This is a genomic window from Achromobacter sp. HZ01 (assembly GCF_003267925.1).
Taxonomy (GTDB): domain Bacteria; phylum Pseudomonadota; class Gammaproteobacteria; order Burkholderiales; family Burkholderiaceae_B; genus Achromobacter; species Achromobacter pulmonis_A.
In genome coordinates this window covers 1,575,474-1,595,965 of sequence record NZ_LWKV01000001.1, presented here as the reverse complement: position 1 = coordinate 1,595,965, position 20,492 = coordinate 1,575,474, and the positions used below count along the sequence as shown (strand labels likewise).

Annotated in this window: 19 protein-coding genes; 16 read left to right on the top strand and 3 right to left on the bottom strand. The window is 69.3% G+C overall.

What is annotated here, in order from left to right; all coding sequences use genetic code 11:
- Positions 1–21: 21 nt before the first annotated feature.
- Positions 22–1,323, bottom strand: a complete 1,302-nt coding sequence (locus tag A6B37_RS07410) for an MFS transporter (RefSeq protein WP_111825338.1) — start codon at positions 1,321–1,323, stop codon at positions 22–24.
- A gap of 183 nt (positions 1,324–1,506) precedes the next feature.
- Here A6B37_RS07410 and A6B37_RS07405 point away from each other — a divergent pair, with 183 nt between their 5' ends.
- Complete coding sequence (locus tag A6B37_RS07405; protein WP_111825337.1) at positions 1,507–2,421, top strand: LysR family transcriptional regulator; 915 nt, start codon at positions 1,507–1,509, stop codon at positions 2,419–2,421.
- A gap of 45 nt (positions 2,422–2,466) precedes the next feature.
- A complete protein-coding gene (gene speG / locus A6B37_RS07400; protein WP_102770818.1) occupies positions 2,467–3,051 on the top strand; it encodes a spermidine N1-acetyltransferase in 585 nt (194 codons plus the stop codon).
- 109 nt (positions 3,052–3,160) lie between these two features.
- Here speG and A6B37_RS07395 read toward each other — a convergent pair whose 3' ends face one another.
- Positions 3,161–5,551, bottom strand: a complete 2,391-nt coding sequence (locus A6B37_RS07395; RefSeq protein WP_111825336.1) for a heavy metal translocating P-type ATPase — start codon at positions 5,549–5,551, stop codon at positions 3,161–3,163.
- Between the two features lie 114 nt (positions 5,552–5,665).
- Here A6B37_RS07395 and cadR point away from each other — a divergent pair, with 114 nt between their 5' ends.
- Together cadR and A6B37_RS07385 are read left to right on the top strand one after the other, a co-directional pair.
- Positions 5,666–6,100: a Cd(II)/Pb(II)-responsive transcriptional regulator gene (cadR, locus tag A6B37_RS07390; protein ID WP_111825566.1), complete on the top strand. Its 435-nt coding sequence runs from the start codon at positions 5,666–5,668 to the stop codon at positions 6,098–6,100.
- 114 nt (positions 6,101–6,214) lie between these two features.
- Positions 6,215–6,808, top strand: coding sequence for a nitroreductase (locus A6B37_RS07385; protein ID WP_111825335.1), 594 nt, complete (start codon positions 6,215–6,217; stop codon positions 6,806–6,808).
- 60 nt (positions 6,809–6,868) lie between these two features.
- Here A6B37_RS07385 and A6B37_RS07380 read toward each other — a convergent pair whose 3' ends face one another.
- The gene (locus tag A6B37_RS07380; protein ID WP_102770821.1) at positions 6,869–7,462 is read right to left on the bottom strand and encodes a MarR family transcriptional regulator; all 594 of its coding nucleotides are present in this window, start codon (positions 7,460–7,462) and stop codon (positions 6,869–6,871) included.
- Between the two features lie 201 nt (positions 7,463–7,663).
- On the opposite strand from A6B37_RS07380, the gene A6B37_RS07375 reads away from it, so the two are divergent.
- The 12 genes from A6B37_RS07375 to lpdA all read left to right on the top strand — a co-directional run bounded on the left by A6B37_RS07375 (position 7,664) and on the right by lpdA (position 20,488).
- Positions 7,664–8,698, top strand: coding sequence for an ABC transporter substrate-binding protein (locus A6B37_RS07375; protein ID WP_111825334.1), 1,035 nt, complete (start codon positions 7,664–7,666; stop codon positions 8,696–8,698).
- A gap of 25 nt (positions 8,699–8,723) precedes the next feature.
- Complete coding sequence (locus tag A6B37_RS07370; protein ID WP_102770823.1) at positions 8,724–9,815, top strand: ABC transporter ATP-binding protein; 1,092 nt, start codon at positions 8,724–8,726, stop codon at positions 9,813–9,815.
- Positions 9,812–10,720, top strand: coding sequence for an ABC transporter permease (locus A6B37_RS07365; protein ID WP_102770824.1), 909 nt, complete (start codon positions 9,812–9,814; stop codon positions 10,718–10,720). Before A6B37_RS07370 ends, A6B37_RS07365 begins: the two co-directional genes overlap by 4 nt.
- Positions 10,717–11,508 (top strand): ABC transporter permease, encoded by a 792-nt coding sequence (locus A6B37_RS07360; RefSeq protein ID WP_102770825.1) that lies wholly within the window; start codon positions 10,717–10,719, stop codon positions 11,506–11,508. Before A6B37_RS07365 ends, A6B37_RS07360 begins: the two co-directional genes overlap by 4 nt.
- Positions 11,509–11,517: 9 nt before the next feature.
- On the top strand, positions 11,518–12,336 hold the full coding sequence (locus A6B37_RS07355; protein WP_111825333.1) for a polysaccharide deacetylase: 819 nt from the start codon (positions 11,518–11,520) through the stop codon (positions 12,334–12,336).
- Entirely contained in the window at positions 12,333–13,079 is a 747-nt protein-coding gene (locus tag A6B37_RS07350) for an SDR family NAD(P)-dependent oxidoreductase (protein WP_102770827.1), read from the top strand. The genes A6B37_RS07355 and A6B37_RS07350 overlap by 4 nt, the downstream gene beginning before the upstream one ends.
- Positions 13,079–13,783 carry an SDR family NAD(P)-dependent oxidoreductase gene (locus A6B37_RS07345; protein ID WP_111825332.1) on the top strand — a complete coding sequence of 235 codons (705 nt, stop codon included), beginning with the start codon at positions 13,079–13,081 and terminating at the stop codon, positions 13,781–13,783. Before A6B37_RS07350 ends, A6B37_RS07345 begins: the two co-directional genes overlap by 1 nt.
- Before the next feature lie 88 nt (positions 13,784–13,871).
- A complete protein-coding gene (locus A6B37_RS07340; protein ID WP_111825331.1) occupies positions 13,872–15,254 on the top strand; it encodes an amidase family protein in 1,383 nt (460 codons plus the stop codon).
- Between the two features lie 229 nt (positions 15,255–15,483).
- Complete coding sequence (locus A6B37_RS07335) at positions 15,484–16,716, top strand: 3-methyl-2-oxobutanoate dehydrogenase (2-methylpropanoyl-transferring) subunit alpha (protein ID WP_102770830.1); 1,233 nt, start codon at positions 15,484–15,486, stop codon at positions 16,714–16,716.
- Between the two features lie 2 nt (positions 16,717–16,718).
- Entirely contained in the window at positions 16,719–17,762 is a 1,044-nt protein-coding gene (locus tag A6B37_RS07330; RefSeq protein ID WP_102770831.1) for an alpha-ketoacid dehydrogenase subunit beta, read from the top strand.
- 3 nt (positions 17,763–17,765) lie between these two features.
- Positions 17,766–19,085, top strand: a complete 1,320-nt coding sequence (locus tag A6B37_RS07325) for a dihydrolipoamide acetyltransferase family protein (protein WP_111825330.1) — start codon at positions 17,766–17,768, stop codon at positions 19,083–19,085.
- A 2-nt stretch (positions 19,086–19,087) separates the two neighbouring features.
- Entirely contained in the window at positions 19,088–20,488 is a 1,401-nt protein-coding gene (gene lpdA, locus A6B37_RS07320; protein ID WP_111825329.1) for a dihydrolipoyl dehydrogenase, read from the top strand.
- Positions 20,489–20,492 lie beyond the last annotated feature (4 nt).

Here is a 20,492-nt window from a genome sequence, read left to right as displayed (position 1 = left end):
GGGTTTCCTGTGGGTTGGAGCTCAGGCGCCTGCGGGCGCGGGACGGGGCGGGCGGTTCACCAGCAGCAGCAGGGCGCCGGCCACCAGCAGGGCGGAGATGACGTAGAGGCCGCCCGCCAGCGAGCCGGTGACCTGCTTGGACCAGCCGATGATCGAGGGGCTGAGGAAGCCGCCCAAGAGGCCGATGCTGTTGATGAGGGCGATGCCGCCGGCGGCCGCCTGGCCCTTCAGGTACTGCGACGGGATGGCCCAGAATACCGTGTATGCGGCCCACATGAAGCCGGTGGCCAGCGTGATCGCGGTCAGGGAAAGCGCGAATTGCGTCGGCGCGGCGGTGGCCACGCACAGCGACAGCCCGGCCATCAGGGCGGGCGCAAGGGTGTGCCAGCGCCGTTCCTGCATGCGGTCCGAGCTGCGCGCGAACCACAGCATGAACACGGCCGCGGCCACGTACGGAATGGCCGAGTACAGGCCGATCTCCATCGTGTCCTGCACGCCCGCCAACTTCAGCAGGGTGGGCAGCCAGAAACTCACGGCGTAGATGCCGCAGATCAGGCAGAAGTAGGTCAGCGCCATGCCGTAGATGGCGGGGTCGCGCAGCACCTGCGAGAAGGCGTGCTTCTGCTGCGCGCCGCGCGTGTCCAGGTCGGCGGCGAGCAGGGCCTTTTCCTCGGCGCTGAGCCAGCGGGCCTCGGCCGGCCGGTCGTCCAGGAAATAGAAAGCCACCGCCCCGAGCGCCACACAGGGCAGGCCTTCGAGCAGGAACATCCATTGCCATCCGTCCAGGCCGTGCGCGCCCGAGAAGGCGGTCATGATCCAGGCCGACACCGGCCCGCCCACGATGCCGCCGATGGGGCCGGCCAGCATGACCACCGCCATGACGCCGGCCATGCGCGACTGCGAGTACCAGTAGGTCAGGTAGAAGATCATGCCGGGCGCGAAGCCGGCTTCGAACACGCCCAGCATGAAGCGCAGGACATAGAAGCTCCATTCGCCCTGCACGAACAGCATCGAGGCCGAGGTCAGCCCCCACAGCACCATGATGCGGCTGATGGTGCGGCGCGCGCCGATGCGCGTGAGCAGCAGGTTGCTGGGCACCTCGAACAGTACGTAGCCCAGGAAGAAGATCCCCGCGCCCAGGCCGTAGACCGCGTCGGAAATGCCCACGTCCTGCTGCATCTGCAGCTTGGCGAAGCCGATGTTGATGCGGTCCAGGTAGGCGAACACGTAGCACAGCAGCAGAAAGGGCAGCAGGCGCCAGGTGATCTTGCGGTACAGCGGGGCCAGGCGCGGGTCCGCGCCCGGCGTGGTCGGATTTGGCATTGCATGTCTCCTCGCGCGGGTCTGCGCCCGCGATGGATGGGGATGGCGCCGGAACACCGGCGCCGCCATTATTGGAAGATCACGCGTTGCAGACAATAACCGGAAAGATGAATTATCGTTGCCTATTGGGCAACACAAGCCCGGACATTGCGGCGCATCGCCAGCGCAGGGGAACAAGGGGATATGCAGGAAATCAACCAGGTCCGCCTGAAGTACTTCCACGAGGTCGTGGCCTGCGGTTCGATACGCGGAGCGGCCGACAAGCTGGACACGGCCGCTTCCGTCATCAGCCGCCAGATCCAGCTGCTGGAAAAGGAGCTGGGCGTGCAGCTTTTCGAGCGGCGCCCGCGCGGGCTGGCGCCCACCGAGGCCGCCGACATGCTGCTGGAGTACTACCGCGGCTGCCGCGCGCAGCAGGAACACCTGAACGCGCGCCTGCAGGAATGGCGCGGCATGCAGAGCGGCAGCGTGCAGCTGATGATCAGCGAGGGTTTCATCGACAGCCTGATGGAGCACGTGGTCGGCCCGTTCTGCATCGAGCATCCGCGCATCAAGCTCAGCGTGGACGTGGGCTCGGTCAACGAGGTGGTCGAGGCGGTGGCCAGCGACGCCGCGCACATCGGCCTGGCCTACAACCCGCCGGTGGACCCGCGGCTGCGCTGCCGCGCCAGCCGCAAGCACCCGGTATGCCTGGTCGCCGGGCGCGGCCACGCGCTGGCCGCGCGGCGGGCGCCGCTCACCATCAACGACATCCTGCCGTATCCGTTCGCGCTGATGGCTTCGCCCTACGGGCTGCGCCAGGCGGTGGACCTGCTGGAATTCACCGAGCGCGTGCACCTGACGCCCAGCCTGACCACCAATTCGCTGCGCGTGCTCAAGCAGTACGCCATGACCGGCGCGGGCGTGACGCTGATGCCCAATCTCGGCGTGCACCATGAACTGGCCAGCGGCGAGCTGGTCGCCATTCCCATCGAGCATCCGATCCTGAGCGCGCCCGAATGCCAGGCGCTGCTGCGCCTGGGACGCCCGCTGTCGTCGGCCGCCAACGAGGTCATGCGGCGCATCGCGCTGCGGCTGCCGGCCTTCGCGCTGCCGTGACGGCAGGGCGCGCGGCATACAATGGATCGACTTGCGGAGGTAAACATGTCGGTCACATCCGATATCCGAATTCGCCCCCTGGAGCGCGGCGATCTGCACTTTGTGCACAAAATCAACAATAACGACGTCATCATGCGTTACTGGTTCGAAGAGCCCTACGAGGCCTACGACGAACTCGTCGCACTGTACGACCGCCACCTGCACGCCCAGAACGAGCGGCGATTCATCATCGAGCACGACACCGGCCAGCCGGCCGGCCTGGTCGAACTGGTGGAAATCGACTACATCCACCGGCGCGCGGAATTCCAGATCATCATCGCGCCCTCGTACCAGGGCCGGGGCTACGCCAAGGCCGCGACCCGCATCGCGGTGGGCTATGCCTTCCGCGTGCTGAACCTGCACAAGGTCTATCTGGTGGTCGACAAGGACAATCGCGCCGCCGTCCATATCTACGAGCGCTGCGGCTTCACCATCGAAGGCCTGCTGAAGGAAGAGTTCTTCTCCAACGGCTCCTATCGGGACGCCTATCGCATGGCGTTGTTGCAGAAAGACCATCTGCGCGAGAACGGACCGGGTGCGCCGGACGCGCCGGTGTTGCGCGACTGGCCGCAGGAAGAGCAGGCGGGTTAGCGTTGTTGCGAAGTGATGGGTTTCGCGCGCTCGATACTCGGGTTCTTGTTCAAAGCATCTCGCGCTGCACCCATCCTACGTTTGCCGATCGCATCGCCCCACCGCCTCCCTACCGCGCTCCGACAGGCGCCGCCCGCAACAGCCGCAGCCCGTTGAACACCACCAGCAGGCTGGCGCCCACGTCGGCGAACACCGCCATCCACAGCGTGGCGTTGCCGGTCATGGCCAGCGCCAGGAATACCGCCTTGATGCCCAGCGCCAGCACGATGTTCTGCACCAGCACGCTGTGCGTGGCGCGCGACAGGCGCAGGAAGGTGCCGATCTTGCGCAGGTCGTCGTCCATCAGCGCCACGTCGGCGGTCTCGATGGCGGTGCCGGTGCCGGCCGCGCCCATGGCGAAGCCGATGTCGGCGCGGGCCAGTGCGGGGGCGTCGTTGATGCCGTCGCCCACCATGCCGACGCGACCGCCGGCGGCCAGCTTGCTTTCGATGGCGCTCAGCTTGTCCTCGGGCAGCTGGTCGCCGCGCGCCTCGTCGATGCCGACCTGGCGCGCGATGGCCTGGGCCGTGTGAGTGTTGTCGCCGGTCAGCATCAGCGTGCGCACGCCCAGGGCATGCAGGTCGGCGACGGCCGCGGCGCTGGTGGGCTTGACGGTGTCGGCCACGGCGGCCAGCGCCAGCACGCGGCTGCCGTCGGTCAGCGCGATCACGCTCTTACCCTGGCGTTCCAGCTCGCCCATGCGGGTTTCCAGCGCGTCGCTGGAAACGCCGGCTTCGCGCATCAGGCGCAGGTTGCCCAGCTGGTAGGTCACGCCGTCGACCACGCCGGACACGCCGCGCCCGGCCAGCGCCGTGAAGCCGTCGACGTCGAGCAGGGTCTTGCCGGCCTCGCGCGCCGCGTTGGCCACGGCCAGCGAGACCGGGTGGTCCGACCGCGCGGCCAGGCTGGCGGCGACCAGCGCGGCGGGCTGGCGGCCGGCGCCGGCGGGTTCCCAGTCCAGCAGGTCGGTCTGCACCGGCTTGCCGTGGGTCAGGGTGCCGGTCTTGTCCAGCGCCAGCCATTTGAGGTTGCGGCCTTCTTCGAGATAGACGCCGCCCTTGACCAGGATGCCGCGCCGCGACGCCGCGGTCAGGCCGCTGACGATGCTGACCGGCGTGGAGATGACCAGCGCGCAGGGGCAGGCGATGATGAGCAGCGCCAGCGCGCGGTAGATCGCGTCGAACCAGGGCTGGCTCCACAGCAGGGGCGGCACCACGGCCACCAGCAGCGCCACCACCACCACGGTGGGCGTGTAGATGCGCGAGAAGCGGTCGATGAAGCGCTGGGTGGGCGCGCGGGCGCTCTGGGCCTGTTCCACCGCGTGGATGATGCGCGCCAGCGTGGTGTTGCCGGCCGCCGCCGTGACGCGGTATTCGAACGAGCCCGAGGCGTTGACGGTGGCCGCGTAGACCGGGTCGTCCTGCGCTTTTTCCACGGGCAGGCTTTCGCCGGTGATGGGCGACTGGTCCACCGCCGAGCTGCCGCTGACGATGATGCCGTCGGCGGCGATGCGCTCGCCCGGCCGGACCCGCACGATGTCGCCCGGTTGCAGGCCGGCGGCGGGCATCACGGCCCAGCTGCCGTCGGCCTGGCGCACCGTCGCCGTTTCCGGCGCCAGGTCCAGCAGTCCGCGGATGGCGTTGCGCGCCCGGTCCAGCGAGCGGGCTTCGATCAGTTCGGCCACGTTGAACAGGAACATCACCATGGCCGCCTCGGGCCACTGGCCGATGAGCACGGCGCCGGTCACGGCCAGGCTCATCAGCGCGTTGATGTTGAGGTTGCCGTTGCGCACGGCGATCCAGCCCTTGCGGTAGGTGCCGATGCCGCAGGCGATGATGGCGGCCACGGCCAGGCCGGCGGTGACGGCCAGCGGCCAGCTGGCGAAATGCGAAATCTCGGACATCGCCGCCAGCAGGCCGGCGCCGCCGATCTGCCACCAGTTGACCGGCTTGGCCGCGGGCGCGGCTTGCTGCGGCGCGTCCGCGGCCAGCGGCTCGGGGGTCATGTCCAGCGAACGGATGGCGGCCATGATGCGGTCCAGCGCGCCTTCGGCGTGCACCACCGTCAGGACGCGCTGCATCAGGTTGAAATCCAGCGCGTGCACGCCGTCCATGCCGCCCAGCTTCTTGCGGATCAGCGTTTCCTCGGTGGGGCAGTCCATCTGCCCGATGCGCAGGCGCGCTAGCGCCTGGCCGGGGCCGGCGACGAGCGTGGCCGCGCCGCCGCCAGACAGCGTGAAGGGCTGCGCCGCGTGGTCGTGGCCGCAGCAGGCGCCGGCGGCATGGTCGTGCGCCGGATGGTCGTGCCCGGCGTGGTCATGCCCCGAATGATCGTGGCGCGGGTGATCGTGACCGCAGTGGTCATGTCCGGCGTGATCGTGGTGCGAGTGATCGTGTCCGGCATGGTCATGGCCCGCATGGTCGTGCGCGTGGCCATGTGCATGTTCGTGTTGCTTGACCATAGGTAAAGACATCGCCTTCTGCCTTGAAATATGCTTGGTGACGCTATTGCACACCTTGGAGTTACTATAGGGTCAACCCCTCATTACGAAACGGACATGATCCAGGAGGCAACCATGCGCATAGGCGAACTGGCCACGGCCACCGGCACCACGGTCGAAACCATCAGGTACTACGAGCGCGAAGGGCTGTTGCCGGCCCCGGAACGGGGCCTGAACAACTACCGCAGCTACGGCCAGCCCCATCTGGAACGGCTGCGGCTGATCCGCAACTGCCGGGCGCTGGACATGACGCAGGACGAGATCCGCGCCATCCTGTCGCTGGCGGACAATCACCAGACTGGCTGCGGCCCCATTAATGAGCTGTTCGACGAGCACATCGCCCACGTGGACGCGCGCATCGCCGAGCTCACCCAGCTCAAGTCCCAGCTGGCCGAACTGCGCCAGCGCTGCCTGTCGGCCCGGCCCGACGCGGAGGACTGCGGCATCCTGCACGGTCTCAGCGAAATGCAGGTCGAAGAGCGCCAGGAACGGCATACGCACCTGGGCTGAAATCCGGGCCGAACCCTCCCGCCATACCCTTGCCGCGCGGCGGGGGATCGGCGCGCGCGCCGCGCCCATCGCGTACTATGAGAATATGTTTCTTTCCTATTTGCGCAGGAACCCATGACCCTTACCCAGACCGCCACGCCGCTGCACGCCCTGACCTCCCGCCGTTCCTTCAAGTTTCTGCGCGCCCCGGCGCCCAAACCCGAGGAACTCGAACAGATCCTGCAGGCCGCCATGTCGGCGCCCGACCACGGCGCGCTGCGTCCGTGGCGCTTCGTGGTGATCCGCGGCGAGGCCATCGGCAAGCTGGCCGACCTGGCGCTCGACGCCGTCAAGCGCAGCGGCGATCCCCGCATGACGCCCGAAAAGGAAAAGTCGGTGCGCGAATGGATGGCCGGCGTGCCGCTGTTCGTTGCCGTGGCGCAGAAGATCGCGCACGACAACACCAAGATTCCCGAACAGGAGCAGCTGCTGGCCACCGGCGCGGCCACCATGAACATGCTGAACGCCGTGCACATGCTGGGCTACGCCGCGTTCTGGAGCACCGGCATCGGCACTTACGTGGAAGACGTGCAGAACGCGCTGGGCCTGGACGCGCTGGATTACCGTTTCCTGGGTTTCCTGGCCATCGGCACGCCGGCTTGCGCGGTGCCGCCGGCCAACCGCCCGGATTTCCGCGAGTTCGTCACGGAATGGAACGGCCCGGCCTGATCGGCCAGCCCGCCACGAACCGGCCCGCTGGGCCGGTTTTTTCATGCCCGCGGGCAAGCCTCAGGACTGGGCCTCGGCCTCGGGCGCGCGGCCCAGCTCGGGGGCGTTGACCACCAGCATCCGGCTGAGCAGGCGCGCCAGCACCTCGCGCTCCTGCGGCGTGAACATGGCCAGCAGTTCCTGTTCGGCGCGCGCGTGCGCAGGCATGGCCTTGTCGGCCAGGTGCCTGCCCTTGGTGGTCAGCGTGACCAGCACGCCGCGGCGGTCGGCCTTGTCCACCTCGCGGCGCACCAGGCCCTGGCCTTCCAGCCGCTTGAGAATATTGGACAGCCCGCCCGAACTACACAGCAGCCGCGCCTGCAATTGCGAGGGCGCCAGACAGTAGGGCGCGCCGTCCACCCGCAAGGTGGTCAGCACGGCGTACTCGATGTACTTCAGGCCGTAAGGCTCCTGCGACGCGTTGATGGCGCGCAGCACCACTTCTTCCAGCCGGATCAGCCGGCCCACGACTTCCTTGCCCGAGCTGTCGATGTCCGGCCGTTCGCGCCGCCATTGGGCAATGCCGCGGCCGATGAGGTCGTCGTCGGGGTCGAGATGGGAATAGGGCGCGGCGGTGTCGGCCGCGGTCTGCGTAGGGGTGTCGCGATGCTTCATGGATGCGTCCGGGATCGCCGGGTCTGTCCTGTCTGGAGAAGCATTTAACGCATTCCCGCCAGCCTTTGCAAGCAGCGTGAAAACCCTCATTGATGATATCTTTTCAAAAAGATAAAGTCCTCGTAAGCACCAAATACCGAGGGCTGCGCTTGGCAATTTTGTCACGACGAGGCCCCGGCCATCTTCCCGCGAGGAGGTTTCATGGACGTCAGGATTTCCAAGGCGCTTGCATGCGCCGCCGTGGTGGGCATGTTCGCTTGGGCAGGGCAGACGCACGCGGCCGATCTGGTGGTGGGGCTTTTCGGCGGTTCGTTCCTGGACGCCTCGCGCGAATGCCAGATCAAGGCCTTCGAGAAGAAAACCGGCGCCCGGGTGCGCACCAAGCTGGGCAGCTCGGCGCAGTTCGCCGCCGCGGTCCGCGCCACCGGCGGCAAGTCGGACTTCGACGTGGTGTACCTGGACAATTCGCTGGCCACCCAGCTCAGGAACGAGAAGCTGCTCGAACCCATCGACCGCGCCCGCCTCGCCAACGCCAAGTCGGTCGCGCCGTCCGCCTTCGACGGCGAATCCCCTTACTACGTGAGCTTCATGACGGGCTCGACCGTCATCGTCTACGACACCACCCAGGTCAAGACGCCGCCCAAGTCCTGGAACGACCTGGCCGATCCGGCCTACGAAGGCAAGCTCGCGATAGGCGACATCAGCGGCACGGCCGGCTCGCAGTTCCTGCTGGCGCTGAACCGGATGCGCGGCGGCACGCTGGACAATCTGGACCCCGGTTTCGCGGCCATCGCGCCGCTGGCGCGGGCCTCGGCGCTGCTCTATACCCAGGCCGACCAGATCGTGTCGCTCTTCGAGCGCAAGGAAATCGCGGTGGCGGTCTGGTATTCGGACCGCGCCGGTTCCGCCATAGACAGCGGCCTGCCGTTGGCCGTGGTCTATCCCGAAGAGGGCGCGGTGGGCATCCTGCCGTCGGTTGCGATTCCCAAGGGCAGCAAGCAGACTGAACTGGCCACGCAGTACATCGACGCGCTGCTGTCCAAAGAGGTGCAGACCTGCTTTGCCGAGAAAAAGTACGCGGGGCCGGTCAACACCGAGGTGCGGTTGTCGGAGAAGGCCTCGCGTATCGTCGCGGTGGGCAAGCATTTCGACCAACTGTGGCTGCCCGATCCGGCGGCGGTGGCGCGCGGCATGCCGGCCTGGGTCGGCCGCTGGCAGCGCGAGGTCGCGCGCTGAAGCGCCGCTACACGGGAGTTCAATCATGCCTGCATTGACACTGGAGCGCCTGGAAAAGCGCTATGAGGGCCACACGGCCGCCGCCGGCATATCGCTGTCGGTCAAGGACGGCGAGTTCGTCTCTCTGCTGGGCCCGTCGGGCTGCGGCAAGACCACCGTGCTGCGCATGGTGGCGGGCCTGATCGCGCCGACCAGCGGCCGCATCCTGGTCGACGACCGCGACATCACGCGGCTGCCGCCCAACCGGCGCCAGGTGGGGCTGGTGTTCCAGTCGTACGCGCTGTTTCCGCACATGACCGTGTTCGAGAACGTGGCCTTCGGCCTGCGCCGCCAGGGCATCGACGGAGCCGGCCTGCGCGCCCGCGTCGAACAGGCCCTGGCCAGCGTGCGCCTGTCGGGCCTGGGCGAGCGCATGCCGCGGCAGCTCTCGGGCGGCCAGCAGCAGCGCGTGGCGGTGGCGCGCTCGATCGCGCCGCGTCCCAGCATCCTGCTATTCGACGAGCCGCTGTCCAACCTGGACGCCGTGCTGCGCGACGAGATGCAGATCGAGCTCAAGCGCCTGCAGCGCGAAGTCGGCATCACGACGCTGTTCGTCACGCACGACCAGACCGAGGCCATGAGCATGTCCGACCGGGTCTGTGTGCTGGCCGGCGGCGTGGTGCAGCAGTTCGACACCCCCGAGGCCATTTACCACCGGCCCGCCACCGGCTTCGTGGCCGGCTTCATCGGCCGGCCCAACCGGTTGCAGGGCCGCCTGGCGATGGACGGCGGCGGCCCGCAGGCCGAGCTGCCCGGCGGGCACCGCCTGCCGGTGGAACGCGCCGAGGGCCTGGCGGCCGGCGATGCACTGGACGTGGTGCTGCGCCAGGAGGACATTTCCATACAGCCCTTGAAAAACGCCGCCGGCGCCGGCCTGCCGGGCACCATCGCGCTGCGCTCGTTCGTGGGGGCGCGGGTCCAGTACGTGGTGGCGCTGCGCGGCGGCGGCGAAATCATCGCCGACACGCCGACCAACGGCCCGCAGTCCGGCCTGGAGGCCGGCGTGGAGGTATGGCTGGGCGTGCGGCCGCAGCACGTGTACGCCACGCGCCGCGCCGGCGCGGAGGCCGCGGCATGAACCTGTCCGGCCGCCTGGAGGGCGGATACCCGCAAGCGCGGCGCGAAGGCGCGGCGATCAGCCGGCGTTCGGCGGGCGCGCTGCTCGCGTCGCCCTTGCTGCTGGTGCTGCTGCTGGCCTTCGTCGGGCCCGCGCTGTTCATGCTGCCGCTCAGCCTGCGCGAATACGTCCCGGGTTCGGGCATCGGCGAGGGCTACACGCTGGGCAACTACACCCGGCTGGTCACCGACCCGTTCTACCGCGAAGTCATCCTGCGCAGCCTGGGGCTGGGCCTGGGCGTGACGGCGCTGTGCCTGCTGCTGGGCTATCCGCTGGCCTGGGTCATCGCGCATGCGCGGCCGCGCCTGAAGCTGGCCCTGACCCTGCTGGTCATCTTTCCCATGCTGCTGAACCTGGTGGTGCGCTCGTTCGGCTGGATCGCGCTGCTGTCGAACCGCGGCCTGCTGAACAACGCGCTGATCGACCTGGGGCTGATCGAGCGTCCGCTCAAGCTGATGTTCAACCTGACCGGCGTGCTGGTGGGCATGACCCATATCTTCCTGCCCTTCATGGTGCTGATGCTGGTGCCCGTGATCCAGGCCGTGCCGCGCGACCTGCGCGACGCGGCCTACACCCTGCAGGCCGGCCGGCTGCGCACCTTCGTGTCGGTGACGCTGCCGCTGACGGCGCACGGCATCCTGGCCGGCTCCATCATGGTGTTCGTGCTGACCATCAGCGCCCTGGTCACGCCCCGCATGCTGGGCGGGCCGACCTACAAGGTCATGGCCACCATGATCTACGACGATTTCCTGCTGACGCTGGACTGGCCGTCCGGCGCGGCGATGGCGTTCACGCTGACGGCGCTGACGCTGGCGGTGATAGCCGTGTCCAGCCGGATGCTCAAGCGCTGGGGAGGCGAATCATGAACGAACGCCGCGCCAGCGGGCCGGTGCTGACCGGCGTCGCCTTCCTGGTCGTGCTGTTTTTGCAGGTGCCGGTGCTGGTGGTGGTGCTGGCCGCCTTCAGCGACACGGCCTACCTGACCCTGCCGCCGAAAGGGCTGACCTTGAAATGGTTCGATGCCGCCCTGAGCGATCCCGACTACCTGGAGGCGGCCTGGACCAGCCTGTGGCTGGCGGCCGGCTCGACCGCCGCGTCGCTGGCGCTGGGCCTGGCCGGCGCCTGCGCCATCCAGCGCCGCATGGTGCCGGGCGCGGCCTGGCTGAATTCGCTGTTCATGGCCCCGCTGGTGCTTCCGTCGGTGGTGCTGGGCGTGGCGCTGCTGCAGTACTACGCGGCCGTGGGTCTGCGCGGCAGCGGCGTCGGCCTGTGGCTGGCCCACGTGGTCATCACCGCGCCCTACGTGGTGCGCGCCAGCCTCGCCAGCCTGGCGTCGGCCGACGAGGCCCTGGAGGACGCGGCCTGCGTGCTCGGCGCGGGGCGCCTGGAGGCGTTCCGGCTGGTCACGCTGCCGCTGCTCAAGCCGGGCCTGGTGGCCGGCGGCCTGTTCGCCTTCATCACCTCGCTGGACAACGTGCCGGTGTCGGTATTCCTGCTGTCGGCCAGCCAGAACACGCTGCCGGTCAAGATTTTCACGTCGGTGGAGCAGGGCGTGGACCCGTCGGTGGCGGCGGTCTCCGCGCTGCTCATCCTGGTGACGGGCGTCGCCCTGGTTCTCGCCGAGCGCTGGACGGGTTTTCACAAGCATGTGTAAGGAGCGGCAATGTCCGTGACGAGTAAGGGTTTCCCTTTGTTCCTGACGTTCGACGTGGACGCCGAGACCATGTGGACGGCGCGCGACGCCGCCTACGCCAAACGCCCCATCCTGATGTCGCAGGGGGCGTACGGCTGGAAGGTCGGCGTGCCGCGCGTGCTGGCGCTGCTGGCGCGCCACGAGGTCCGCGCCACGTTCTTCGTGCCGGGCGTGGTGGCGCTGGCGCATCCGGACATGGTCCGCGCCATCGTCGACCAGGGCCACGAGGTGGCCCACCACAGCCATACGCACCGCTGGATCGTCAACCTGACGCCGCAGGAAGAGCGCGAGGAAATGGAGCGGGGCATGGACGCGCTGGTGCGCACCGCCGGCTACCGGCCGCGCGGCTGGCGCTCGCCGGCGGCCGAGTTCAGCGAAATCACGCTGGACCTGATCCGCGAGTACGGTTTCGATTATTCGTCGAACTTCTTTGACGACGATTCTCCCTACCTGCTGGAGATCGGCGGGCAGTCCACGGATATCGTGGAGCTGCCGTTTCGCTGGGTGCTGGACGATGCGCCGTTCTTCCAGTATTCGATCGTGCTGCCGGGGCGCACGATGCAGTCGCCTTCGGCGGTGCTGGAGGCCTGGAAGCGCGAGTTCGACCTGCTGTACGCCGAGGACCGCATGATGATGCTGGGCATGCATCCCGAGATCATCGGCCAGCCCTCGCGCCTGTACGTGCTGGACGAGATGATCCGCTACGCCAAGGCGCACGAGCGGGTCTGGATAGACCGCTGCGACGTGATCACCGACGACATCCGGCCGCGGCTGCGGAGCGCGGCATGAGCGCGCGGCGGCGCTACCTGGTGGCGGGCGGGGCCAGCGGCATCGGGCTGGCGTTCGCGCGCCTGGCCGCGGACCAGGGCGCGGCGGTGGCGATCCTGGACCGCGATGCCGCGGCGCTGGCCGAGGCCGGCCGCGAACTGCCCCTGGCCGCCGCGCTGGCCTGCGACGTGACCGACAGCGCGGCCGTCGAGCAGGCCGTGCGCGAGGCGGCCGGCGCGCTGGACGGCATCGACGGCGTGGTCAACTGCGCCGGCATAGACCTGCGCGCGGACCTGGAATCCATGCAGGACGCGGACTGGAACCGGGTGCTTTCCGTGAACCTCAGCGGCCCCATGCACGTGTGCCGCGCCAGCGTGCCCTACCTGAAGCAGGCGGGCGGCGGCAGCATCGTCAACGTGTCTTCGGCGGCCGGCCTCAGCCCCTTGTCCGGGCGCAGCGCCTATTGCGCCGCCAAGGCCGGGGTCAATATGTTCGGCAAGGTGCTGGCGATGGAGCTGGCCGCCTACGGCATCCGGGTCGCCACCGTCTGCCCGGGCGCGGTGGACACGCCGCTGTTCCGTTCCAGCTACGAGGACCAGCCCGATCCGCAGGCCGGCCTGGCCGCCATCCGGGCGCGCTACGCGCTGGGGCGCATCGCGCAGCCGGAAGAGCTGGCCGAGGCCATCCTGTTTCTCAGCGGAGCCGGCGCAAGCTACATCACCGGGGCGACCCTGGCGGTGGACGGCGGCCGGAGCTTCCATTGATGCCCGGCGCGCAGTTCGAAGGCAGGACGGTCGTCGTGACCGGCGGCGGGCAGGGCATAGGCGCGGCCGCGGTCCGGCGTTTCGCGGCGCTGGGCGCGCGGGTCGCGGTGCTCGATCTCGATGTGGAAGAGGCCAGGCGGGAAGGGCGCGCCAGCCTCGCCGTCGAGGGCGACTGCACCTCGGGCGCGGTGATGGAGGACTTCTTCGCCCGCGTCGAGGCCGGGCTGGGTCCGCCGGACGTGCTGTTCAATAACGTGGGGCAAAGCGCGCGCGAGCGCTCCGGGCCGTTCGCGCAATCGGAGGAAGCGACCTGGCGCTTCGTGCTGGAGGTGTCGCTGCTGACGGCGATGCGCGCCTCGCGGCTGGTCGCCCCGGGCATGCGGGCGCGCGGCTACGGGCGCATCGTGAACATGAGCAGCGACGCCGCGTTCGCCGGCGACGCCGGCCTGGCCGACTACGCGGCCGCCAAGATGGGCGTGGTCGGATTCACGCGCTCGCTGGCGCGCGAACTGGCGCCCGCCGGCGTCACGGTCAACGCCGTGTGTCCCGGGGCGGTGCGCACGCGCGCGCACGAGCGCCTGTCGCCGGCCATCCTGGCGCGCATCGTGGCGCAGACGCCGGCGGGCTTCGTCGGCGAGCCGGACGACGTGGCGGCGGCCGTGGCCTTCCTGGCCTCTGACGAGGCGCGCTTCATCACGGGATAGACCTTGCTGATCGACGGCGGCCGCTGGATGGTCTAGGGCCTGTGCGTGGATCCTTTTAGTGTGAACAGGCCCTAGAGGAGAAAAGGCGATGGACGAATTGACTGGCATGGACGCGGTAGCCCTGGCCGCGGCGATCCGCGGCGGGCAGGTATCCCCGGTGGAGGCCGTGACGGCGGCGCTGGACTGCATCGCGGCGCGCGCCGACCTGAACGCCTTCATCACCGTGACCGCCGAATCGGCGCTGGCCGCCGCCCGCGCGGCCGAGGCGGCGGTGCGCCGCGGCGACGCGCTGGGGCCGCTGCACGGCGTGCCGTACTCGGTCAAGGACCTGACCCTGACCGCCGGCGTGCGCACCACGATGGGCTCGGCCCTGTACGAGGACTTCGTGCCGCGCGAGGACGCCGTGGCCGTGGCGCGCGTGAAGGCGGCGGGCGCGATCCTGATCGGCAAGACCACCACGCCGGAGTTCGGCCACAAGCAGAGCACGGACGCGCCGCTGTTCGGGCGCACGCTCAACCCCATCGACCCGCGCTACACCTGCGGCGCTTCCAGCGGCGGCGCGGCGGTGGCCGTGGCGGCCGGCATGGGGCCGCTGGCGCTGGGCACCGACGGCGGCGGCTCGATCCGGATTCCGGCCTCGTGCTGCGGCATCGTGGGCATGAAGGCCACGCTGGGCGCCATTCCCAATCTGCAGCCGGCCGACCTGTTTGGCGCGAATTCCTACGTGGGGCCGATGGCGCGCAACGTCGCCGATACCGCCTTGCTGTACGGCGTGCTGCAGGGCGCGGACCGGCGCGATCCCTATGGCCAGCTCGACCTGCCGGCAGCCGCCCCGGCGCGCGCCACGCTGGCCGGCCTGCGGGTCGCCTATCTGCCTTCCTGCGGCAATCCGGTGGCCCCGGAAGTGCTGGCGGCCACCGACGCGGCCGTGCGCCTGATGCAGGAAGACGGCGCGCACGTGGAGCCGGTGTCGCTGGATTTCGTGTCGCTGGAAAAACACTTCCTGGTCATCCTGGAGGCGGTGACGGCGTCGCGCGTGGGCGACTGGCTGGAGGCCTTCCGCGACCGCCTCGACCCCTCCCTGGTGGCGACGGTGGAGCGCGGCCGGCGGCATGGCGCGGCCGCGCTGCTGGAAGCGGTGGCGGCGCGCACCCAGGCCTTCGGCGCGCTGCAGGCCGTGTTCGAGCGGCACGACGTGCTGGTGTCGCCCACGGTGTCCGCGCCGCCGCTGCCGGTGGAGCAGGACCCCAACGGCATCGTCGAGATCGCCGGCAAGCCGGCCGGCACCATCCGCGGGGCCTGGTATCCGTACACCTATCCCATGAACCTCACGGGCCATCCGGCGCTGTCCATGCCTTGCGGCCGTTCGCCGGGCGGCTTGCCGATAGGCCTGCAGCTTTGCGGCCGCTGGCACGAAGACACCCGGCTGCTGGGCGTGGCCGCAAGGCTGGAGCGCCTGCTCGCCGGCTAGCGGAGCGCCGCCCGCCGCCGCCATTGGGTTGCGGGGCAAAAACGGCCTGCAACGCCAGTCTTCATGCGGGTCTGTCTATGGCGCGGGCGGCTGTGCTATTGTCTTTAACCGGCTGGCTGCGATCATCACTGCGCGGCCAAGCCGGCGATGACGCGGTCCGAGGCTACCTCCTTGGGCGGCGTCCGTGGCAAAAATAAACGCATGACACGATCAAGCGTGGAGACATTACATGAGCCAGTACGGGCCATTGAAGTTGCACGTCCCGGAGCCCACGGGGCGGCCGGGTTGCAAGACCGACTTTTCCTATCTACGCCTGTCGCCGGCCGGCGACGTGCCCAAACCCCCCATTGACGTTGCCGCGGTCGACACCGGCGGGCTGGCCTACAGCCTGATACGGGTCATCGACGACGAAGGCCGCGCCGTCGGTCCGTGGGCGCCGGAGGTCAGCGACGATCTGCTGCGCGCCGGCATGCGGACCATGCTGAAGACGCGCATCTTCGACGGGCGCATGCTGACCGCGCAGCGCAAGAAGAAGATCTCGTTCTACATGCAGAGCCTGGGCGAGGAGGCCATAGGCTCGGCGCATGCGCTGGCGCTGGAACAGGGCGACATGTGCTTTCCGACGTACCGCCAGCAGAGCATCCTGCTGGCGCGCGACGTCTCGCTGGTCACCATGATGTGCCAGCTCATGTCCAACGAGCGCGATCCGCTCAAGGGCCGCCAGCTGCCGGTGATGTACTCGGACCGCGAACGCGGCTTCTTCAGCATCTCGGGCAACCTGGCCACGCAGTTCATCCAGGCGGTGGGCTGGGGCATGGCCTCGGCCATCAAGGGCGACACGCGCATCGCCTCCGGCTGGATCGGCGACGGCGCCACGGCCGAGGCCGACTTCCACACCGCGCTGACCTTCGCCCATGTGTACCGCGCGCCGGTGATCCTGAACGTGGTCAACAACCAGTGGGCCATTTCCACCTTCCAGGCGATCGCCGGCGGCGAAGGCGCCACCTTCGCCGGCCGCGGCGTGGGCTGCGGCATCGCTTCGCTGCGGGTGGACGGCAACGATTTCCTGGCCGTGTATTCGGCCTCGCGCTGGGCCGCCGAACGCGCCCGCCGCAACCTGGGCCCGACCCTGATCGAATGGGTCACCTACCGGGCCGGTCCGCACTCGACTTCCGACGATCCTTCCAAGTACCGCCCCGGCGACGACTGGAGCCACTTCCCGCTGGGCGATCCGATCGAGCGCTTCAAGAAGCACCTGATTCTGCGCGGCATCTGGTCCGACGCCGAGCACGACGCCGTGCGCGCCGAACTCGACGCCGAGATCCTGGCCGCCCAGAAGGAAGCCGAAAGCTACGGCACGCTGGTCGACGGCCACGTCCCCAGCGCCGCCAGCATTTTCGAAGACGTGTACAAGGACATGCCGGAGCACCTGCGCCGGCAGCGCCAGCAGCTCGGAGTCTGACCATGGCAATCGATAACAAAATCGGTCCGGCGTCCGCGTCGATGACCATGATCCAGGCTTTGCGCTCGGCCATGGACGTCATGCTGGAGCGCGACAACAACGTGGTGGTGTTCGGCCAGGACGTGGGCTATTTCGGCGGCGTGTTCCGCTGCACCGAAGGCCTGCAGGCCAAGTACGGCAGTTCGCGCGTGTTCGACACGCCGATCTCCGAAGGCGGCATCGTCGGCGTGGCCGTGGGCATGGGCGCCTACGGCCTGCGTCCGGTCTGCGAGATCCAGTTCGCCGACTACTTCTATCCGGCTTCGGACCAGATCGTGTCCGAGGCCGCGCGCCTGCGCTACCGCTCGGTGGGCGAGTTCATCGCGCCCATGACCATCCGCATGCCCTGCGGCGGCGGGATCTACGGCGGCCAGACGCACAGCCAGAGCCCCGAGGCCATGTTCACGCAGGTCTGCGGCCTGCGCACCGTGATGCCCTCCAATCCCTACGACGCCAAGGGCCTGCTGATCGCGGCCATCGAGAACGACGATCCGGTGATCTTCCTGGAGCCCAAGCGCCTGTACAACGGCCCGTTCGACGGCCACCACGACCGTCCCGTCACGCCCTGGACCGGGCGTCCCGGCAGCGTGGTGCCCACCGGCTACTACACCGTGCCGCTGGACAGCGCCGCGGTGGTGCGCCCGGGCGCCGAACTGACGGTGCTGACCTACGGCACCACGGTGCACGTGTCGGTGGCCGCGGCCGAGGAGACCGGCATCGACGCCGAAGTGATAGACCTGCGCAGCCTGTGGCCGCTGGACCTGGACGCCATCGTCAATTCGGTGAAAAAGACCGGCCGTTGCGTGGTGGTGCACGAGGCCACGCGCACCTGCGGCTTTGGCGCCGAACTGATTTCGCTGGTGCAGGAGCACTGCTTCCATCACCTGGAGGCGCCCGTCGAGCGCGTGACCGGCTGGGACACGCCGTATCCGCACGCCCAGGAATGGGCCTACTTCCCCGGCCCGCGCCGCGTAGGGGAAGCATTCAAGCGCGCGATGGAGGGTTGAGCGATGGGTATTCATATCATCAAGATGCCCGACATCGGCGAAGGCATCGCGGAAGTCGAACTGGTGGGCTGGCACGTCAAGGTCGGCGACAGCGTCGCAGAGGACCAGCCGCTGGCCGACGTGATGACCGACAAGGCCACGGTGGAGATCCCGTCTCCGGTGGTCGGCCGCGTGGTGTCGCTGGGCGGCGAAGTCGGCCAGGTCATGGCCGTGGGCGGCGAACTGATCCGCCTGGAAGTGGAAGGCGAAGGCAACGTCAAGCCAGGCGCGGAAGCGCCGCCGGCCAAGCCCGCCGCGGCGCCGCAGGCGGCTGCCGCCGAGGCGCCCCGCGAAACGGCCAAACCGGCGGTTGAAACGGCGCCGGCCGCGCCCAAGCCGCCGGCCGCTCAGCCGGCCGCATCCCGGCCGGCGCGCCAGGCCGGCGCCGCCGTCGCGCGCCAGCCCGGCGAGAAGCCCCTGGCTTCGCCCGCGGTGCGCAAGCGTGCCTGGGATCTCGGCATAGAACTGCGCTACGTGCCGGGCAGCGGCCCGGCCGGCCGCATCCTGCACGAAGACCTGGACGCGTACCTGCAAGGGCAGGGCGGCGCGACCCTGGCCCGCGGGGGCGCGGCGTACGCCGAGCGCAACGACGAAGAGAACGTGCCGGTCATCGGCCTGCGCCGCAAGATCGCGCAGAAGATGGCGGAGTCCAAGCGCCGCATTCCGCATTTCAGCTACGTCGAGGAAATCGACGTGACCGAACTCGAAGACCTGCGCGCGCAGCTCAACCAGAAATGGGGCGAGTCGCGCGGCAAGCTCACGCTGCTGCCGCTACTGGCGCGCGCCATGGTGGTGGCGCTGCGCGACTTCCCGCAGATCAATGCGCGCTACGACGACGAGGCCGGCGTGGTGACCCGCTACGGCGCCGTGCACATCGGCATCGCCACGCAAAGCGACGGCGGGCTGATGGTGCCGGTCATGCGCCACGCCGAGGCGCGCGACCTGTGGTCGATGGCGGCCGAGATCGCGCGGCTGGCGCAGGCCGTGCGCGACGGCAGCGCCGGGCGCGACGAACTGTTGGGCTCGACCATCACCATCACCAGCCTGGGGCCGCTGGGCGGCATCGTGACCACGCCGGTCATCAACCATCCCGAGGTCGGCATCGTGGGCGTGAACCGCATCGTCGAACGCCCGGCCATCCGCAACGGCGCAGTGGTGGCGCGCAAGCTGATGAACCTGTCGTCGTCCTTCGACCACCGCGTGGTCGACGGCATGGACGCCGCGCGTTTCATCCAGGCCGTGCGCGCGCTGCTCGAGCAGCCCGCTATGCTTTTCGTGGAGTAAGCATGAGCCAGACAACCAAGACGACAACCCTGCTCGTGATCGGCGGCGGCCCGGGCGGCTACGTGGCCGCGATCCGCGCCGGCCAGCTCGGCGTGCCCACCATCCTGGTGGAGGGCGAGCGCCTGGGCGGCACCTGCCTGAACATCGGCTGCATTCCGTCCAAGGCGCTGATCCACGCGGCCGAGGAATACGAAAAAGCGCGCCATTACGCCGACGGCTCGGCGCTGGGCATCTCGGTCTCCAATCCATCCATCGACGTGGCGCGCACCGTGGCGTGGAAGGACGGCATCGTCGGCAGGCTGACCGGCGGCGTGGCCGCGCTCCTGAAGAAAAACGGCGTGGACGTGGTGCAGGGCTGGGCGCACCTGGTGGACGGCAAGACCGCCCAGGTCGAGACCGCCGCGGGCAGCGTGCGCATCCAGTGCGAACACCTGCTGCTGGCGGCCGGCTCCGAGCCCACGCCGCTGCCTTCCGTGCCGTTCGGCGGCATGGTGGTCTCGTCCACCGAGGCGTTGTCGCCCGCCGACATCCCCAAGAAGCTGGTGGTGGTCGGCGGCGGCTATATCGGGCTGGAACTGGGCACCGTGTACCGCAAGCTGGGCGCGGAAGTGGCCGTGGTCGAGGCGCAGGACCGCATCCTGCCCACCTACGACGCGGAGCTCACCAAGCCCGTGGCCGCCGCGCTGGCGAAGATGGGCGTCGAACTGCACCTGGGCCGGAAGGTGCTGGGCCTGAACGGCGCGGGCAACGCCGTGCGGGTGCAGGACGCCGCCGGCGCCGAAACCCAGCTGCCGGCCGACCGCGTGCTGATCGCGGTGGGACGGCGTCCGCGCACGCAAGGCTGGGGGCTGGAAAGCCTGCAGCTCGACCGCAAGGGCAATGCGCTGCGCATCGACGACCAGTGCCGCACTTCCATGCGCGACGTCTGGGCCATCGGCGACATCGCCGGCGAGCCGATGCTGGCGCACCGCGCCATGGCGCAGGGCGAGATGGTCGCGGAAGTGATCGCGGGCAAGCGCCGCCACTTCACGCCGGCCTCGATCCCGGCCGTGTGCTTCACCGATCCCGAGGTGGTGGTGTCGGGGCTGTCGCCGGCCGAGGCCGAGCGCGCGGGGCTGGACTGCCTGTCGGCGTCGTTCCCGTTCGCCGCCAACGGCCGGGCCATGACGCTGGAATCCACCGACGGTTTCGTGCGCGTGGTGGCGCGGCGCGACAACCACCTGGTGGTGGGCTGGCAGGCCGTGGGGCGCGGCGTATCCGAACTGGCGGCGGCGTTCTCGCAGTCGCTGGAAATGGGCGCGACGCTGGAAGACGTGGCCGGCACCATCCACGCCCATCCCACCCTGGGCGAAGCGGTCCAGGAGGCGGCGCTCAAGGCCCTGGGGCACGCGCTGCACATTTAGCGGG

What these genes read in the sequence shown, in the direction of transcription:
- A6B37_RS07410 (WP_111825338.1), bottom strand. Translation starts at nt 1,323, where the DNA reads ATGCCAAATCCGACCACGCCGGGCGCGGACCCGCGCCTGGCCCCGCTG.
- A6B37_RS07405 (WP_111825337.1), top strand. Translation starts at nt 1,507, where the DNA reads ATGCAGGAAATCAACCAGGTCCGCCTGAAGTACTTCCACGAGGTCGTG.
- speG (WP_102770818.1), top strand. Translation starts at nt 2,467, where the DNA reads ATGTCGGTCACATCCGATATCCGAATTCGCCCCCTGGAGCGCGGCGAT.
- A6B37_RS07395 (WP_111825336.1), bottom strand. Translation starts at nt 5,551, where the DNA reads ATGGTCAAGCAACACGAACATGCACATGGCCACGCGCACGACCATGCG.
- cadR (WP_111825566.1), top strand. Translation starts at nt 5,666, where the DNA reads ATGCGCATAGGCGAACTGGCCACGGCCACCGGCACCACGGTCGAAACC.
- A6B37_RS07385 (WP_111825335.1), top strand. Translation starts at nt 6,215, where the DNA reads ATGACCCTTACCCAGACCGCCACGCCGCTGCACGCCCTGACCTCCCGC.
- A6B37_RS07380 (WP_102770821.1), bottom strand. Translation starts at nt 7,462, where the DNA reads ATGAAGCATCGCGACACCCCTACGCAGACCGCGGCCGACACCGCCGCG.
- A6B37_RS07375 (WP_111825334.1), top strand. Translation starts at nt 7,664, where the DNA reads ATGGACGTCAGGATTTCCAAGGCGCTTGCATGCGCCGCCGTGGTGGGC.
- A6B37_RS07370 (WP_102770823.1), top strand. Translation starts at nt 8,724, where the DNA reads ATGCCTGCATTGACACTGGAGCGCCTGGAAAAGCGCTATGAGGGCCAC.
- A6B37_RS07365 (WP_102770824.1), top strand. Translation starts at nt 9,812, where the DNA reads ATGAACCTGTCCGGCCGCCTGGAGGGCGGATACCCGCAAGCGCGGCGC.
- A6B37_RS07360 (WP_102770825.1), top strand. Translation starts at nt 10,717, where the DNA reads ATGAACGAACGCCGCGCCAGCGGGCCGGTGCTGACCGGCGTCGCCTTC.
- A6B37_RS07355 (WP_111825333.1), top strand. Translation starts at nt 11,518, where the DNA reads ATGTCCGTGACGAGTAAGGGTTTCCCTTTGTTCCTGACGTTCGACGTG.
- A6B37_RS07350 (WP_102770827.1), top strand. Translation starts at nt 12,333, where the DNA reads ATGAGCGCGCGGCGGCGCTACCTGGTGGCGGGCGGGGCCAGCGGCATC.
- A6B37_RS07345 (WP_111825332.1), top strand. Translation starts at nt 13,079, where the DNA reads ATGCCCGGCGCGCAGTTCGAAGGCAGGACGGTCGTCGTGACCGGCGGC.
- A6B37_RS07340 (WP_111825331.1), top strand. Translation starts at nt 13,872, where the DNA reads ATGGACGAATTGACTGGCATGGACGCGGTAGCCCTGGCCGCGGCGATC.
- A6B37_RS07335 (WP_102770830.1), top strand. Translation starts at nt 15,484, where the DNA reads ATGAGCCAGTACGGGCCATTGAAGTTGCACGTCCCGGAGCCCACGGGG.
- A6B37_RS07330 (WP_102770831.1), top strand. Translation starts at nt 16,719, where the DNA reads ATGGCAATCGATAACAAAATCGGTCCGGCGTCCGCGTCGATGACCATG.
- A6B37_RS07325 (WP_111825330.1), top strand. Translation starts at nt 17,766, where the DNA reads ATGGGTATTCATATCATCAAGATGCCCGACATCGGCGAAGGCATCGCG.
- lpdA (WP_111825329.1), top strand. Translation starts at nt 19,088, where the DNA reads ATGAGCCAGACAACCAAGACGACAACCCTGCTCGTGATCGGCGGCGGC.